Origin of the sequence: Aurantimonas sp. A2-1-M11, assembly GCF_036549475.1 — a bacterium.
Taxonomy (GTDB): Bacteria; Pseudomonadota; Alphaproteobacteria; order Rhizobiales; family Rhizobiaceae; genus Aurantimonas.
In genome coordinates this window covers 1-16,538 of sequence record NZ_JAZHLI010000075.1, presented here as the reverse complement: position 1 = coordinate 16,538, position 16,538 = coordinate 1, and the positions used below count along the sequence as shown (strand labels likewise).

The 16,538-nt window shown below is 67.4% G+C and carries 14 protein-coding genes and 2 pseudogenes; 1 reads left to right on the top strand and 15 read right to left on the bottom strand.

The window, feature by feature from the left end:
* The 15 genes and pseudogenes from VQ042_RS21710 to VQ042_RS21640 form a co-directional block, all read right to left on the bottom strand.
* On the bottom strand, positions 1-612 hold a 612-nt coding region (locus VQ042_RS21710), incomplete at its 3' end, for an acyl-CoA dehydrogenase family protein (protein WP_331822386.1).
* 98 nt (positions 613-710) lie between these two features.
* Positions 711-1,148, bottom strand: a complete 438-nt coding sequence (locus VQ042_RS21705; protein ID WP_331822391.1) for a RidA family protein — start codon at positions 1,146-1,148, stop codon at positions 711-713.
* Positions 1,149-1,162: 14 nt separating this feature from the next.
* Positions 1,163-2,812 carry an AMP-binding protein gene (locus VQ042_RS21700; protein ID WP_331822385.1) on the bottom strand — a complete coding sequence of 550 codons (1,650 nt, stop codon included), beginning with the start codon at positions 2,810-2,812 and terminating at the stop codon, positions 1,163-1,165.
* Between the two features lie 11 nt (positions 2,813-2,823).
* The gene (locus VQ042_RS21695) at positions 2,824-3,978 is read right to left on the bottom strand and encodes an acyl-CoA dehydrogenase family protein (protein ID WP_331822384.1); all 1,155 of its coding nucleotides are present in this window, start codon (positions 3,976-3,978) and stop codon (positions 2,824-2,826) included.
* A 2-nt stretch (positions 3,979-3,980) separates the two neighbouring features.
* Positions 3,981-4,817, bottom strand: coding sequence for an enoyl-CoA hydratase family protein (locus VQ042_RS21690; protein ID WP_331822383.1), 837 nt, complete (start codon positions 4,815-4,817; stop codon positions 3,981-3,983).
* Positions 4,814-5,356: a MarR family winged helix-turn-helix transcriptional regulator gene (locus VQ042_RS21685; RefSeq protein ID WP_331822382.1), complete on the bottom strand. Its 543-nt coding sequence runs from the start codon at positions 5,354-5,356 to the stop codon at positions 4,814-4,816. Before VQ042_RS21685 ends, VQ042_RS21690 begins: the two co-directional genes overlap by 4 nt.
* Positions 5,353-6,117, bottom strand: coding sequence for an SDR family NAD(P)-dependent oxidoreductase (locus VQ042_RS21680; protein WP_331822381.1), 765 nt, complete (start codon positions 6,115-6,117; stop codon positions 5,353-5,355). The genes VQ042_RS21685 and VQ042_RS21680 overlap by 4 nt, the downstream gene beginning before the upstream one ends.
* A 101-nt stretch (positions 6,118-6,218) precedes the next feature.
* Positions 6,219-7,484: a flavin-dependent oxidoreductase gene (locus VQ042_RS21675; protein ID WP_331822380.1), complete on the bottom strand. Its 1,266-nt coding sequence runs from the start codon at positions 7,482-7,484 to the stop codon at positions 6,219-6,221.
* A 31-nt stretch (positions 7,485-7,515) separates the two neighbouring features.
* Positions 7,516-7,974 carry a cupin domain-containing protein gene (locus VQ042_RS21670; RefSeq protein WP_331822390.1) on the bottom strand — a complete coding sequence of 153 codons (459 nt, stop codon included), beginning with the start codon at positions 7,972-7,974 and terminating at the stop codon, positions 7,516-7,518.
* A 78-nt stretch (positions 7,975-8,052) separates the two neighbouring features.
* Positions 8,053-8,751, bottom strand: a complete 699-nt coding sequence (locus VQ042_RS21665; protein ID WP_331822379.1) for an ABC transporter ATP-binding protein — start codon at positions 8,749-8,751, stop codon at positions 8,053-8,055.
* Positions 8,751-8,888 (bottom strand): hypothetical protein, encoded by a 138-nt coding sequence (locus VQ042_RS26120; protein WP_442880169.1) that lies wholly within the window; start codon positions 8,886-8,888, stop codon positions 8,751-8,753. The genes VQ042_RS21665 and VQ042_RS26120 overlap by 1 nt, the downstream gene beginning before the upstream one ends.
* A 99-nt stretch (positions 8,889-8,987) precedes the next feature.
* Positions 8,988-9,434 (bottom strand): annotated as a pseudogene (locus tag VQ042_RS26115) (ATP-binding cassette domain-containing protein); the annotation flags it as partial.
* 68 nt (positions 9,435-9,502) lie between these two features.
* Positions 9,503-10,522: a branched-chain amino acid ABC transporter permease gene (locus VQ042_RS21655; protein ID WP_331822389.1), complete on the bottom strand. Its 1,020-nt coding sequence runs from the start codon at positions 10,520-10,522 to the stop codon at positions 9,503-9,505.
* Positions 10,519-11,542 (bottom strand): annotated as a pseudogene (locus VQ042_RS26110) (branched-chain amino acid ABC transporter permease). The gene VQ042_RS21655 and the pseudogene VQ042_RS26110 overlap by 4 nt, the downstream one beginning before the upstream one ends.
* 147 nt (positions 11,543-11,689) lie before the next feature.
* Positions 11,690-12,871, bottom strand: a complete 1,182-nt coding sequence (locus VQ042_RS21640; RefSeq protein WP_442880168.1) for an ABC transporter substrate-binding protein — start codon at positions 12,869-12,871, stop codon at positions 11,690-11,692.
* A 314-nt stretch (positions 12,872-13,185) separates the two neighbouring features.
* Here VQ042_RS21640 and VQ042_RS21635 point away from each other — a divergent pair, with 314 nt between their 5' ends.
* Positions 13,186-15,567: an oxidoreductase gene (locus VQ042_RS21635; RefSeq protein ID WP_331822377.1), complete on the top strand. Its 2,382-nt coding sequence runs from the start codon at positions 13,186-13,188 to the stop codon at positions 15,565-15,567.
* Positions 15,568-16,538 lie beyond the last annotated feature (971 nt).

Here is a 16,538-nt window from a genome sequence, read left to right as displayed (position 1 = left end):
GCCGTCATGGGCGGCCGACTTCGCCCAGACGACGAAGACGTCGGCGATCGGCGAGTTGGAGATCCACATCTTGGCGCCCGACAGGCGGTAGCCGCCGTCGATCCTCTCGGCCCGCGTGGTCATGCCGCCGGGATCGGAGCCGGCGTCGGGCTCGGTCAGGCCGAAGCAGCCGACGAATTCGCCGGTGGCGAGCCTGGGCAGGTACTTCCTACGCTGGGCCTCGTCGCCATAGGCGAAGATCGGATACATCACCAGCGAGGACTGGACGCTCATCATCGAGCGATAGCCCGAATCCACCGCCTCGACGGCCCGCGCGACGAGGCCGTAGGACACGTAGGACGCGCCGGCGCAGCCATACTCCTCCGGCACGGTCAGCCCGAGCAGGCCCAGTTCGCCCATCTCGTTGACGATCGACCGGTCGGTGGTCTCGTTGCGATAGGCCTCGACGATGCGCGGCCGCAGCTTCTCCTCGGCAAAGGCGCGGGCGGTGTCGAAGATCAGCCGCTCGTCCTCCGACAGCTGGTCCTCCAGCCGGAACGGGTCGGCCCAGTCGAATTCGGCGGACGGGGACGGCGAGGACGCAGTGGGCGCAGCAGCCGAAGCGTGGGACATAAGGGGTTCCTGGTGTTTGTTGCGCCTCGCGGCGACGAGCCGGAGCGGCAGGGAAGAACGGGATCGGCAGACGCCACGGGCTGCGCGGCAGCGACAGCCTAGTCGGGCACGATGGCGGTCGCCTCGATCTCGACCAACGCCTCGGGCTCGACGAGATCGGAGACCTCCACCAGCGCCATGGCCGGGAAATGCCGGCCGAGCACACGGCGATAGGCCGCGCCGAGCTCGGCCGTGGAGGCGCGGTAGGTGGCGATGCTTCGCACATACCAGGTGAGGCGGGCGATGTGCTCGGGCCCGCCGCCGGCCTCGGCGATGACGGCGAGGATGTTGCGCAGCGTCTGCTCGACCTGGGGCACGAAGCCCTCGGCAAAGGTCTCGGTCGCGTCCCAGCCGATCAGGCCGCCGGTGAGGACCAGCCGGCCGCGTCCGGCCATGCCGTTGGCATAGCCCCGCGGCTTCTTCCATTCCGGCGGCTGCAGGACGGCAAGCGGCGGTTCGTCCTGGCTTTCGGATGGTGTGGTCTGACGATTGGCGATCGGCTGGTTGATGTTCACGCGTTCTCTCCCTGGCTCGCGTCTTCGGCTTCGGCCTCCGCCTGCTGGCGCAATGCGAAGCGCTGCAGCTTTCCCGATCCGGTTTTTGGCAAGGCGTCCACGAAGACGATCGAGCGTGGGTATTTGTAGGGCGCCAGCTCCCGTTTCACATAGTCCTGCAGTTCCCTGGTGAGGTCGGGACCGGCGGCCGCGTCATCGGTCAGGACGACGAAGGCCTTGACGATGCGGCCGCGCTCCGGGTCCGGCGCGCCGACGACCCCAGCTTCCAGCACCGAAGGATGGGCGAGAAGCGCCGCTTCGACTTCCGGTCCGGCAATGTTGTAGCCGGCCGAGACGATCATGTCGTCGTTGCGGGCCTGGAACCAGAAATAGCCGTCCTCGTCCTCGACATAGGTGTCGCCGGTGATGTTCCAGCCATTCTCCACATAGACCGCCTGCCGCCGGTCGGCGAGGTAGCGGCACCCGATCGGCCCGCGCACGGCGAGCCGTCCGGCGGTGCCGGCAGGCTGCGGCGTGCCGGATTCGTCCACGACCCGTGCCTCGTAGCCGGGCACGGGCTTGCCGGTGGCGCCGGGGCGGATGGCCTCCTGCGGGGCGGCGATGAAGATGTGCAGCATCTCGGTGGCGCCGAGGCCGTCCATCAGCCTCAGGCCGGTGGCCTCCAGCCAGGCATCGTAGGTCGGCCGCGGCAGCGTCTCGCCGGCCGAGACGCATTTGCGCAGGGAGGAGAGGTCGTAGTCGTCGATCTTCGAGAGGATGGCGCGATAGGCGGTGGGCGCGGTGAAGCAGACCGTCGCGCCATATTCGCCGATCGCCGCGGCGAGATCGGGCGGGCCGGCCCGTTCGATGAGCACGGTCGAGGCGCCGATGCGGAAGGGGAACAGGACGAGGCCGCCGAGGCCGAAGGTGAAGGCAAGCGGGGGCGAACCGATGAAGACGTCGTCGGCGTCCGCGCGCAAGACGTCGCGAGCATAGCAATCGCAGATGACGAGGAGGTCGCGGTGATAGTGGATCGTCGCCTTGGGCAGCCCCGTCGTGCCGGAGGTGAAGCCGAGGAGACAGGGATCGTCGGCGCGCGAGTCGACGGCTTCGAACCGGTCAGAGGCGGTCGCCAGACGCGCGCCGAGATCGCCGCCGGCCAGGCCCGACCAGGTGACGACCCGCACCGGCCGGGCAGCGGCCCCGGCCGCCTTGTCCATGTCCTCGGCCAGCGCCGCATCGCACAGGGCCAGCGAGATCTCCGCCTTGTCGAGGATCTGCACCAACTCGCGGGCGCGCAGGAGGGGCATGGTGGCGACGACGACGCCGCCGGCCTTGATGATCGCCATGTAGAGCGCGACGAGCGTCGGATTGTTGGCCGAGCGCAGCAGCACGCGGCCGCCGGGCACGAGGCCGAGCTCGCCGGTCAGGACGTTGGCCATCCGGTCGATTACCCGGGACAGCTCGGCATAGGTCCAGCGCACGCCGGGCGCGCGGATGGCGACGCGCTCGCCGCGGCCCTCGGCGACATGGCGGTCGACCAGTTCCACCGCCGCGTTCAGCTGCTCGGGATAGCCGAGCCGGTCGAGATTGATGAAATCCGGCATCTTGGCCGCCGGCGGCATGTGGTCGAGGACGAAGGTGTCGACATGGCAGGAGCCGGGCATGGGCGATCTCCTCAGGCGGCTTGCGACAGCAATTGGCGGGCGATGATGAGCTTCTGGACTTCCGTCGCGCCCTCGTAGATGCGCAGGGCCCGGATCTCGCGGTACAGCGTCTCGGGCACCGAGCCGGAGCGCACGCCTTCGCCGCCATGGAGCTGGACGGCGCGGTCGATGACGTCCTGGGCGTTTTCGGTAGCGACCATCTTGGCCATCGCCGCCTCGCGGGTGATGCGGGGGGCGCCGCTGTCGCGGGTCCAGGCCGCGCGGTAGACGAGGAGCGCGGAGGTGTCGATCGCCGTCGCCATTTCGGCGAGCGCCGTCTGGGTCAGCTGCATGTCGGCCAGCGGCGCGCCGAACAATTTGCGCGAACGGGTGCGTTCCAGCGTGACGTCCAGCGCCCGGCGCGAGAAGCCCAGTGCCGCGGCGCCCACCGTGGAGCGGAAGACGTCGAGGGTCGCCATGGCGATCTTGAAGCCCGCGCCGGCCTCGCCGATGCGACTGGCCGCCGGAATCCGGCAATCCTCGAAGCGCAGCCGCGCCAGCGGATGCGGCGCGATGGTCTCGAGCCGCTCCGTGACGGTGAGGCCGGGCGTGTCCGCAGACACCGAAAAGGCCGAGAGTCCCCTGGCACCCGGCGCCTCGCCGGTGCGGGCGAACACCACGTAATGGCCCGCGATGCCGCCGTTGGAGATCCAGGTCTTCTCGCCGTCGAGGCGGATCATGGCGTTGCCGGCCGGGGTCGCCGACAGAGCGATCTCGGCGACGTCGGAGCCTGCCTCGGGTTCGGTGAGGGCGAAGGCGGCAATGGTCGAACCGTCGCGGACGCCCGGCAGCACCGCACCCTTCAGCGCCTCGCTGCCGGCCAGCGTCAGCGCGCCCGTGCCCAGGCCCTGCATGGCGAAGGCGAAGTCGGCGAGGCCGTCGAAGCGGGCAAAGGTCTCGCGCAGGATGCACAGGTTGCGCACGTCGAAGCGACCGTCTTCCGGCGCCGCATGGGCGAGGAAGCCGGCCTTGCCCATCGCGGCGACGAGGCGCCGGCAGCTGCCGTCCACATCGTGGTGGTCGACGAGGCCGGGGACGTTCGCCGCGGCCCAGTCCTCGGCCTTTCGCGCCAGCGCACGGTGGCTGTCGTCGAAGAACGGCCAGTCGAGAAAGCTGCGGTCGGCCACGCTCAGTTCCCCTCGAAGACCGGCTTGCGCTTGGCCGCGAAGGCCTCGAAGGCGCGGCGGAAATCGCCGGTGTTCATGCACAGGGCCTGGGCGATCGCCTCCGCGTCGATGGCCTCGTCGACGCCCATCGCCCATTCCATCTGCAGCATGCGCTTGGTCACGGAATTGGCGTAGGTCGGGCCCTCGGACAGCGCGGCGGCCATCTCCATCGCGCCGGCCAGGGCGCCGTCCGCCTCGGTCAGGCGGTTGAAGAAGCCCCAGCGCTCGCCTTCCTCGGCGCTCATGAAGCGGCCGGTATAGAGGAGCTCGGAGGCGCGGCCCTGGCCGATGATCCGGGGCAGGATCGCGCAGGCGCCCATGTCGCAACCGGCCAGCCCGACGCGGTTGAAGAGGAAGGCGACCTTGGCGCCGCTTCCCGCGATCCGCATGTCGGAGACCATCGCAATGATCGCGCCGGCACCGGCGCATATGCCCTCGACGGCCGCGATGACGGGCTGCGGGCAGGCGCGCATCTCCTTGACGAGGTCGCCGGTCATGGTGGTGAAGGCGTGCAGCTCGGCCGCCTCCATCTTCGTCAGCGGCTCAATGATCTCGAAGACGTCGCCGCCGCTGGAGAAATTGCCGCCCGACCCCGTCACCACGATGGCGGTGACCGTGTCGTCGAAGCGCATCGCGTGGAACGTATCGCGCAGCTCGCAATAGCTTTCGAAGGTCAGCGGATTCTTGCGGTCCGGCCGGTCGAGGGTGATCACCGCGACGCCGTGCTCGATCGACAGGCGGAAATGCTCGGGCACGAAGTCGTGCAACGGTGCGGCGATCGCGTTCTGGCGCTTCATCATGCGTCCTCTGGCTGGGATGGTGCGGGGCCCGACCGGCTGGCGCCATGGACCGAGTGCTTGAGGTCGCCGAGCCGCGACCAGAGTTCCTTCTGATCCTCGGGGGAGATCCCGGCGAGGAGTTCGGCCAGCCAGTCGCTGTGGGCGCGGGCCATCCGTGAGAAGACGGCGCGGCCCTGATCGGTGAGGCGCACCCGCGCCGAGCGCCGGTCGCGCTCGGACACCTGGCGTTCGATCAGGCCTTCCTGGACGAGCCGATCGACGAGCCCGGTGACATTGCCGTTGGAGACCATCATCCGGCGCGACAGCTCGCCGAGCAGGATGCCATCGGACGCGCGTTCCAGCTGGGCCATCAGGTCGAAGCGGGGCAGGGTCGTGCCGAACTGCTCGCGCAGGCGCTTGCGGATCTCGGCCTCGACGAGGTTGGCGCAGGTCAGGAGGCGCAGCCACAGGCGCAGCTCGGCGCGATGATGCTGGGGGCTCTCGTCGACCTTGGATTCGGCGTCGATGTGATCGATCACGCTCGGTCGGATGACACTCACAATTCGCCTCCCGCGACCGCGATCGCCTGGCCGGTGATCCCGCTGGCGCCGGCGCCGGCGAGCCACAGCACGCTGTCGGCCACTTCCTGGGGCCGGATCAGCCGGCCGAGCGGATTGACCCGGGTGAAATCCTCAAGGATCGCCTCGCGGTCGCGTCCGGTCCTGGCTTCCAGGCGATCGAGGGAATCGGCGATCAGCGCGGTGTCGGTGTAGCCGGGGCAGACCGCGTTGACGGTGATGCCGGCTGCGGCCAGCTCCAGAGCGAGGGCGCGCGTCAGCCCGACCACGGCATGCTTTGCGGCCGTATAGGCGCCGACATAGGCATAGCCCTTGAGGCCGGCGGTCGAGGCGACGGTGACGATGCGGCCCGTTCCGGCCGTGTTCATCGCAGGCGCGACGGCGCGGATCGCGGTCAGCACCGGTTCGACATTGAGTGCCATCATCCGACGCAGCTGGTCGACGTCGAGGCGTGAGAGCGGCGCAGTCTCCGCCGCACCGGCATTGTTGACCAGCACCTGGACCGGCCCGGCGCGTTCGGCGGCACTGGCAAGTGCGGCCTCCAGCGCGGCGGCATCGGTCACGTCGGCCGCGACGCTGCCGGCGGCACCCAGTTCGGCGCGTGCCCGCTCGGCGCTCTCGGCCGTGCGGGCATGCACCGTCACCCGGTCGCCGGCGGCCACGAAGGCAGCGGCGACCGCGTGGCCGATCCCACGGGAGGAGCCGGTGACGAAGACGTGGCGAGGGCTGGCATGTGGGGTCACGAACGACCTCCGATGATATTTCTTTTAAGCCTAAACTATCTGGCCATGATGCGGCAAGCAGGCATCATGGCGATCGGCCGCCGGCAGCGCGCCGTGGCCGGTCAGGCGTTGGCCGCGCGCCGCTCGGCGACCTGACGGTCGGGCTCGGCAGCGAAGCCGGCCTTCCCGGCATAACCGCCGACAATCGCCTTGCGTTCGGCCCGGCTGATGACGTCCTCGATATCGACAAAGCCGGCGGGCGCGCGCTTTTCCACCTCGTCGATCACCCGTTCCGGTCCGCCCTTGCGGTTGAGGCGAACGATCTCGGCGGTCTTGGGCAGGCGGTCCTTCTCGTATTCCCAGAGGGCCTGGCGAGGGTGCTCGGCGCGCTCCAGGCAGTCGGCCAGCGAGCGGGCATCGAGGATCGCCTGGGAGGCACCGTTCGAGCCGACCGGATACATGGGATGGGCCGCGTCGCCGAGCAGGGTGACCCGGCCGAAGGTCCAGCGGGGCAGGGGATCGCGGTCGCACATGGGATATTCGAAGGCCTGCGGCGTCGCATCGACCAGCGCGCCAACGTCGTAGTCCGGGATCGCGAAGCGCCTGGCATGGGGCAGGACCAGCGAGCGCAGGGCCGGGCGCGACCAGCTCTCCCGGGGTGGCGGCGATGTCGCGGCGTCGGCCATCTTGATGTTGACCACCCAGTTCATGAGCTGGGTGCCGCCGCTTTTCTCGGCGATCGGATACAGCACGAACTTGGCGCCCATGCCACCGCCGATCGCCATGGTGCGGCCGTCGCGCCAGCTCTTCCACTCCGTGGCGCCGCGCCACATCACCACCCCGTTCCAGCAGGGCGCGCCCTCATCCGGATAGAAGCGCCGGCGGGCGGTGGAATGGATGCCGTCGGCGCAGACGAGAATGTCGCCGCGCACGGTGGTTCCGGCGTCGCCGCGGACCGAGTCGTTGAAATGGGCGGTGACGCCGCCCTCGTTCTGGATGAAGCCCGACAGGCTGAGGCCGGTCTTCACGGAATCGGGCCCGAGACGCTCGATGACGGCGTCGTAGATCAGCTTCTGCAGCCGGCCACGATGGATCGAGAACTGGGGAACCGGGTGACCGGCGTCGATGCCGCGCAACTCACTCCAGAGTTCCTGGCCCTGGCGGTTGTAGTAGACAAGCTCGCGGGTGCGCAGGCCGACATTGTCGAGGGCGGGCAGGAGGCCGATCTCGGCGAGTTCCCGGATGGCGTGGGGCAGGGTGTTGATGCCCACCCCGACCTCGCGCACGGCCGGCGACTGCTCGTAGATCTCGGCCTTGATGCCGCGCTTGTGGAGCATGAGCGCGGCGGTCAGTCCGCCGATGCCCGCGCCTGCGATGATCACCTTCATGGCCCTGGCTCCTTCCGCCCCGTTTGCCCGCCTATTCCGCGTCTGGCGGCGGCAGGAAGTCGACCTCGTGCTGGGCCGCGACCGCGACGACGTCCGCTGGGTTGGCGGTGGGCCCCAGATTGTGGAGCGCCCAGAACAGATCGTAGAGCCGCTGGGCGGGGGAGACCCAGAAATAGCACTTCACGTCGGAATCGGTGCGGTTGAACAGGCCATGCGGGATGCCGCGGGGCAGGCGCACCAGGTCGCCGGGCTCGGCGTAGCTCTCCTGTCCGTCGAGAATCACGTCGAGCCGGCCTTCCAGCATGTAGACGAACTCTTCCTGCGTCGGATGGATGTGCGGCGGCACGAAGGTCCCGACCGGGAATGTCGCGTGCCAGGAGAAGGAGCTCTCGGCATGCTGCTTGGGCACGTAGATCTGGCCGAGAATGTTCCAGCGAATGCCGTCCATTCCCTCGTTGGCCTTGGTGACGCCGGCGGTCATGATCGGCATGGGCATGGGATCCTTCTCCTGAGCATTGTCGTCTGTCTGGCCTGTCGGCTCCGGCAGGGCATCGGTCCGTTCGCGCCGTCACACATGCAGGAAGCGTTCCTTGATGGCGGGCGTCGCGCGCAGTTCGGCGGTCGTGCCGGTCCAGGCGACACGGCCCTTCTCGATGACGACATGGCGATCGGCGAAGCGGGCCAGGGCGTCGACATTCTTGTCGATGACGAGGATCGCCTCGCCGGCGTCCTTGATCGCCGTCAGGCAGGACCAGATCTCCTCGCGGATCAGCGGGGCGAGCCCTTCCGTGGCCTCGTCGAGGACCACCAGCCGCGGGTTGGTCATCAGCGCCCGCCCGATCGCCAGCATCTGCTGCTCGCCGCCGGACAGCTGGTTGCCCATGTTGCGGCGCCGTTCCTTCAGCCGCGGAAACAGCCGGTAGATCTCGGCCAGCGTCCATTTGGCCGAGCCGCTGCCGGCACGATGGGTGGCGACCAGGTTTTCCTCGACCGACAGGGTGGGAAAGATCTGGCGGCCCTCCGGCACGAGGCCGAGGCCGCGATTGGCCACGACATGGGGCGGCCGGCCGGTGACATCGACGCCGTCGATGGTGACGCGGCCGCCGCGCGGCTTCAGCAGCCCGAAGATCGAGTTGATCGTCGTGGTCTTGCCCATGCCGTTGCGCCCGAGCAGGGTCACCACCTCGCCGGCGGCAACGTCGAGGTCGATGCCGAAGAGGATGCGGCTGTCGCCATAGGCGCTCTGGAGATTTTCGACCCGCAGCATCAGGCGGCCTCCTCCTCGCCGAGATAGGCAGTGCGCACCTCGGGGTGGACGCGCACCTCGGCCGGTGCGCCGGTGGCGATCAGCTTGCCGTAGACGAGGACGCTGACCCGGTCGGCGAGAGTGAAGACGGCGTCCATGTCGTGCTCGATCAGGACGATGGTGTGGGTGGTCTTCAGTTCCGCCATCAGGGCGACGAGAACGGCCGATTCCTCGTGGCCGGTGCCGGCGAGCGGTTCGTCGAGGAGCAGCAGCCGGGCGCCGGTGGCCAGCGCGATGGCGATCTCGAGTTGACGCTTCTCGCCGTGGGACAGGCTGCCGGCGCGCCGGGCGGCGCGGTCCTCGAGGCCGACCCGGGCGAGTGCGGCCATCGCCGCGTCGTTCAGCGCCGCCTCCCGGGCGGCGGAGGCAAAGAAGCGGAAGCTCGAGCCCGATCGCGCCTGGACCGCCATCGCCGCGTTTTCCAGGACGGTGAATCCGTCGAGGATCGAGGTGATCTGGAAGGAGCGCGCCAGACCCCGTCGCACGCGGCCGGCCATGGCGACCGGCGAGATGTCCTCGCCGGCAAAGTGCACCGAGCCGCCGTCGCTGGCCAGGCTGCCGGAAAGCTGGTGGATCAGCGTCGTCTTGCCTGCGCCGTTGGGGCCGATGATGGCATGCAGTTCCCCGGGCATCACGGTGAAGCTGACATCGTCGGTGACGTGCAGGGCGCCGAAGACTTTTCGCAGGTTGCGGATGTCGAGCAGCGCCTGGGTCATTGCGGCCCCCGCCCGGTGATGCGGCCAACGAAGCCCGCAATGCCGCCGCGGGTGAACAGCACGAGCAGCACGAGGAAGATGCCGAGGCCGAGCTTCCAGTGTTCGGAGATCTGGGCCAGCCAGTCCTCGAGGAGGAGGAAGGCGACGGCGCCGGCGATCGGGCCGACGAGGGTGCCCATGCCGCCGAGGACGACCATGACAATCAGCTCGCCCGAACGCTGCCAGCTCATATAGGCCGGGGAAACGAACTCCGCCTGGTTGGCGAGGAACACCCCGGCAAGGCCGGCGATCACGCCGGCGATGACATAGGCGGTGAGCTGATAGGGGAAGGGCGCAAACCCGATGGCCTGCATGCGCACGCGGTTGTCGCGGGTTCCGCGCAGGACCCGGCCGAAACGCGAGCCGACGACGGCGCGCAGGGCGACAAATGTCAGCGCGAGCGTGGCGAGGACGACGTAGAAGAAGGCGAGATTGTCGCGCAGGACCGGCAGGCCGAAGAGCGTCGAGCGGGTGGCCAGCGTGATGCCGTCGTCGCCGCCATAGGCGGACAGCGAGACCATGAAGAAATACGCCATCTGGCCGAAGGCGAGGGTGATCATGATGAAGTAGACGCCCTTGGTCCGCAGCGAGATGGCGCCGGTGACGAGGGCAAACAGGCTGCAGATGAGAATGGCGACGCCGGCCTGGACGAGGATGTCGTTGACGCCGTGGGCGGCCAGGATCGCCACCGAATAGGCGCCGAGCCCGATGAAGGCGGCATGGCCGAAGGAGACCATCGCGCCATAGCCGAGGATGAGGTCCAGGGAGAGTGTGGCCAGGGCGAAGATCATGATCCGCGTCGCCGTGACCAGCAGGAACTGATCGCCGACCGCCGTTGCGAGCAGAGGCAGTAGCGCCAGGACGGCGAAGATCAGCGCCGCCGCAAGCGCCGTCCCGCGGCCGTCCAGACGGCTCGGCCGACGCTCGGGCGCGACATCCGGCGTGTTGCCGGCCAGGGTTACGTCGCCGGCGCTCATTGTGCCGCCCCCTTGGCCGGGAAGAGCCCGGCCGGCCGGAAGAACAGGACGGCGGCCATCAGGATGTAGATCAGCATCGGCGCCAGGGTCTGGCCGGTCTGGGACGCGGCAGAGGGGTCCATGAGGCTGCGCAGGATGATGGGGCCGAAGGTGCGGCCGAGCGTATCGACCAGCCCGACGAGCAGCGCGGCGACGAAGGCGCCGCGCACCGAGCCGACGCCGCCGATGACGATGACGACGAAGGTCAGGATCAGGATGGAATCTCCCATGCCGGGCTGTACCGACAGGATCGGCGCGACCATGGCGCCGGCAAAACCGGCCAGCATGGCGCCGAGGGCGAAGACCAGCATGAACAGCCGGCGGATGTCGACGCCGAGCGCCGAGATCATCGGCGCATTCGTAGCGCCGGCGCGCAGCCGCATGCCGATGCGGGTGTGGTTGACCAGGAGATAGAGGCCGAGCGCCGTCGCCAGGCCCGCGGCGATGATCAGGACGNGTAGCGCCGGCGCGCAGCCGCATGCCGATGCGGGTGTGGTTGACCAGGAGATAGAGGCCGAGCGCCGTCGCCAGGCCCGCGGCGATGATCAGGACGCGGAACAGCGGATAGCGCATGTTGCCAATCAGCGGGATCGAGCTGGACAGGATGTCGGGGATCGGCACGCTCATGGGTGCCGATCCCCACAGCATCTGCACTCCCTCGTTGATGATGAGGATCAGGCCGAAGGTTGCCAGCACCTGGTCGAGATGGTCGCGGTCGTAGAGCTGCCGGAAGATCAGGACCTCCAGAATGACGCCGAAGAAAAGCGTGGCCGGGATCGTCAGGGCAAGGCCGAGGAAGAAGTCGCCGGTCAGCGCCGTCAGGGTCGCGACCAGATAGGCGCCGACCATGTAGAGCACGCCATGGGCGAGGTTGATGAGGTCCATGATCCCGAAGATCAGGGTCAGGCCGGCGGCGACTAGGAACAGAAGGATGCCGAACTGGAGGCCGTTGAGCGCCTGGAGGAGAAAGAGATTGAACATGACGGGTCCCGCTGCCGCGACCGCTCGGGTCGCCGAGCGGAGGGCCTGTCCTTCGTCGCAGTGTCCGGCCTGCGCCGGAGGCCGCATGCGCGATGTCATCTGGACGCCTCGGCCCGCAATGCGCGGGCCGGGGCGGATGGCCGTGGGTTACGGCATCTTGCAGTCGGCCGCGTAAGTGTCCTGATAGTCGTCGAAGATCTTCTGGTCGATCTCGGTCTGGTACTTGCCGTCGTCGCGCTTGGCGACCTTGACCAGGTAGAAGTCCTGGATCGGGTAGTGATTGTCGCCGATCGAGAAGTCGCCGCGCAGGGACTGGAAGTCGGCGGCCTTCAGGCCGGCGCGCAGGGCATCCCGGTCGGACAGGTCGCCACCGGCGGCCTTGATGGCGCTGTCGATCATCTGGGCCGCGTCATAGGCCTGCATGGCATAGGTGCCCGGGACGCTGCCGTACTTCTCCTCATAGGCCGCGACGAACGTCCTGGACTGCTCGTTGTCCATGTCCGGGGCCCAGTTGGCACCGCCATAGAAGCCCACGGCCGCATCCTGCTGGGCCGGAAGCGTCGTCTCGTCGACGGTGAAGGCGGAGAGGAACGGGATGTTGTCGAGACCGGCCTGCCGGTACTGCTTGACGAGGTTCACGCCCATGCCGCCCGGCATGAAGGTGAAGACCGCGTCGGGCTGCTCGGCGGCGATCTGGGCGAGTTCGGCGGAGAAGTCGAGCTGGCCGAGCGGCGTGTAGATCTCGTTGACCACCTCGCCCTTGTAGGAACGCTTGAAGCCGGCCAGCGAGTCCTTGCCGGCCTGATAGTTCGGCGCCAGCAGGAAGAGGCGCTGGTAGCCGGTGTCCTGGGCGTACTTGCCGAGCACCTCGTGCACCTGGTCGTTCTGGTAGGACGACACGAAGAGGTTCGGGTTGCATTCGGCGCCGGCGAAATTCGACGTGCCGGCATTCGGGCTGATCAGGAAGGCGCCGCCATCGGTGACCGGCTTGGCGATCGCCATCAGGATGTTGGAGAAGATCGGCCCGACGACGAAGTCCGCGTCGTCGCGCTCGACCAGTTCGCGCGCCTTGTTGGCGGCGATGTCCGGCTTCAGCTCGTCGTCGACGGTGGTGATCTCGGTGTCGAGGCCGCCGAGCTTGCCGCCCATCGTCTCGACCGCCAGCATGAAGCCGTCGCGGCCCTGTTCGCCGAGGACGGCGGCCGGGCCGGACAGGGTGAACATCAGGCCGACCTTCAGCTTGTTGTCGGCGGCGTCCTGTGCGAGCGCGCTGCCGGTAATGGCGGTGGCCGTCATGAGGCCGAGGGTAATGGTGCGGATCATTGTCATTCCTGCATCTCCATGCAAAGTTTATGCGGCAGATCCGGCTCCGCTATCGGCGGCCCCGTGCCCCTGGTTCGGCGTGTTGCGAGACGCTGCGGCGTCCCCATCCAAAAATTAGTTTACACATAAAATAGTGCCTCGCAACCGGTTCGGCCGTCTTTTTGGGCGTGCCTAATTTTGCTGCAGTGCGGCGTGGTGCGGTGCATTGCGAGATCGTCGCGAGACCGTGCGACGCCTTAACCCTTGCGTCGCTTCGGGGCGATAGTTTAACTCTAAAATATTATTCCGGGCCGTCGGGCCCGTTCCCAGGAGGACACGCGATGCGCATCACCGTAATCGGCGGCGGCCCGGGCGGCCTCTATTTCGCGCTCCTGACCAAGAAGCAGCGGCCGGACTGGGCGATCGACGTCTACGAGCAGAACCAGGCCGAGGACACGTTCGGCTTCGGCGTCGTCTTCTCGGACGAGACGCTGCACGAATTCCTGGCGCGCGACCGCCTGTCCTTCGACCGCATCCGCGGCGAATTCGCCTATTGGGACGATGTCGCGGTCCACAAGGACGGCCGCGAGATGCGCTGCGCCGGCAACGGCTTTGCCGGCATTTCGCGGATGAAGCTCCTGGCGATCCTGCAGCAGCGCTGCCGGGAGGAGGGGATCGGTCTGCATTTCGGCGTGTCGGTCCCGCCGGAGGAGATCGCCACGCGCTTTGCCGATTCCGAGGTCGTCGTGGCAGCCGACGGGGTGAATTCTCGCATCCGCGAGCATTTCCGCTACGCCTTCCAGCCGGATGTCGCGATCAAGTCGAATCGTTTCTGCTGGATGGGCTCGACCCGGCCGATGGACGAGTTCAACTATTTCTTCCGTCAGACCGAGCACGGCATCATCTGCGCACACACCTATCAGTACGAGGCGGGGCGCTCGACCTGGATCTTCGAGATGGACGATGCCTGCTGGCGCGGCCACGGCTTCGACGGCATGGACGAGGCGGCGTCAAAGGCCGTTCTGGAGATGCTCTACAGCGAGGAACTGCAGGGCCATACGCTGCTGCTCAACCGGTCGAACTGGCGCCAGTTTCCCCGCATCTTCTGCAATCGCTGGTCCCACGACAACATCGTGCTTCTCGGCGACGCCAAGGCCTCGGCCCATTATTCCATCGGCTCTGGCACGAAGCTCGCCATGGAATGCGCCATCTCGCTGTCCGATGCGGTGGTCGCGCATGGGCCCGCCAGCGTCCTGGCGGCCTTCGCGGCCTATGAGGACGAGCGCCGCACGCCCTGCCAAATCACCCAGCACAATGCCGACGTTTCGCTCGCCTGGTTCGAGCACATGAACCGGTCATGGGACATGGATCCGGAGCAGTTCGCCATGGTGGTGATGTGCCGGGCCAAGGCGATCACCTACGACAATCTGATCGTGCGCGATCCGGGCTTTGTCGAGGCGGTCGATACCGCCTTCTACGAGCGGCTGTATCGCGAGTCCGGCGAGGATTACCGCAAGAGCCGGCCGACACCGATGTTCACACGGTTCCGGTTGCGCGACATGGTGATCGAGAACCGGGTCGCCATGTCCCCGATGGCGCAATATTCGGCCGATGCGCAGGGCAATCCGACCGACTGGCACTTCGTCCACTACAGCTCCCATGCGCTGGGCGGGCCGGGGCTGATGTTCACCGAGATGACCTGTCCCTCGGCCGATGCGCGGATCACGCCGGGTTGCACGGGCCTGTGGACCGACGAACAGGAGGCGCGCTGGAAGCGGATCGTCGATTTCGTCCATGCCAATTCCACCACGAAGATGGTGCTGCAGCTCGGCCATGCGGGGCGAAAGGGCTCGACCCAGCTCGGCTGGGAGAAGATGGACCGCCCGCTGGCGGAGGAGACGGCGAACTGGCCGATCGTCTCGGCCTCGCCGCTGCCCTATGACGCGGGCGTCAGCCAGGTGCCCAAGCCGCTGGACAGGGGGGACATGGACCGCATCACGGCGGAATTCGTGCAGGCGGCAAAGCGCGCCGATCGCGCCGGCTTCGACATGCTGGAGCTGCACTGCGCGCATGGCTATCTGCTCGCCTCCTTCCTGTCGCCGCTGACCAACCGGCGCGACGACGAATATGGCGGATCGGTCGAAAACCGGCTGCGCTATCCCCTGGAGGTGTTCGAAGCGATGCGCGCCGTCTGGCCGCAGGACAAGCCGATGTCGGTGCGCCTGTCGGCGACCGACTGGGCCGAGGGCGGGATCGACGAGCCGGACGTCTTCGCGATTTGTGAAGCCTTCGCCGCGGCCGGATGCGATCTCATCGACGTCTCCGCCGGCCAGACCGTGGCCGATCAGGCGCCGGTCTATGGCCGGATGTACCAGGTGCAGTTTGCCGAGGCGATCCGCAACGTGCCGAAGATGGCGGTGATGGCGGTCGGCGCGATCACCGAGGCCGCCCAGGTGAACACCATCCTGCATACCCGCCGCGCCGACATCGTCGCGCTTGGTCGTCCGCACATGTGGAACCCGTATTTCGCCCGCGAGGCGGCGGCCTGGTACGACACTCGCAACCAGCATTGGCCGAAACAGTATCTCTCCGGTCGCGACCAGGCTCATCGCGAGCTGACCAGGAAGCGCGCGCAGGAGATCGATTTGCGCCGCAAGGCCCGGCCGCGGCCACATGACGCCGAGGGAGAAGGCCCGGCGGAGCGACAACAGGCCGCGGAATAGGTGCTCGTTCTTGTGCGAAACCCTGGCCGGCGGGGCCCTGATGGATCTATATCGGTCCCTGTCGCGTTCGGGGGCGCAAATTGGCGTTGGCACGCATCGCAGCTCATTGTCAGATGCCGGTAGGATTCCGCTCGGTGTCCGATCCCGGGACAGGCCTATGAGCCTGCAGGCACGCAGCACGGCGAAGCGAAAGACAGGGGGGCGGCTCCGCTGCGATCGGGGCAGCCCGGCTACGATAGCGGTACCATTGGCGATGCCTCAGGTCGGACGGCGGGTGTCATACGGGCCATTTCTCGCGGACCAACTTGCGGCCGGAACGCGTCTTGCTTGCAGCAAGCGGCAGGCGCATCGAACGCGGTTGTTATGCGAAGTTTTTGCGACTGGGGTCGTTGACAGGAGGGAAGAGGGTAGCCTATATCGCGTTCATCGACGACGGCGGTGGCGCCGGGGCGGGCCGGTTGGTCTGCCGGGAGCTGGTTCGGGGCAAATTGTTCTGACCGGTTTGGTTTTGCGCCGCCATCGTCAACATCTATCGAGAGCCGCTCTGTAGCGACCCTCCGCAGGGTTTGACCGGATATTGTCCGGTTTCCCGCCGCCGATCATTGATTGGCGTGCTCTTTGACAATTGAAGATTGAGAAGAAAGAGAAGCGTGGGCGGCGGATTGTTTGCCTGGAGCTTCGTGCCGATTTCCTTTTCGGTATCGAGGTATCCATGAGAGAACGATCGATCGTTATCACGTTTCGGTATGAGAGTGTACGGCCTGGAGCTTGACTGCCGCGGTTTTCGAACTGCGGGAAGAGGTTCCGGGCAGCTGGATTCATTTGCGTTGCCTGGCAGGAATGCTGGGTGGCGCTGTGCCTGTGCCGGTTTTGGCTGGTGTGGGCGATTGGGTCTGGTAGCAAAGTATCTCTCGTCGAATGCTTTGAGACAGTGACTAATGGTCGGGAACAACTCTTATCAAACCTGAGAG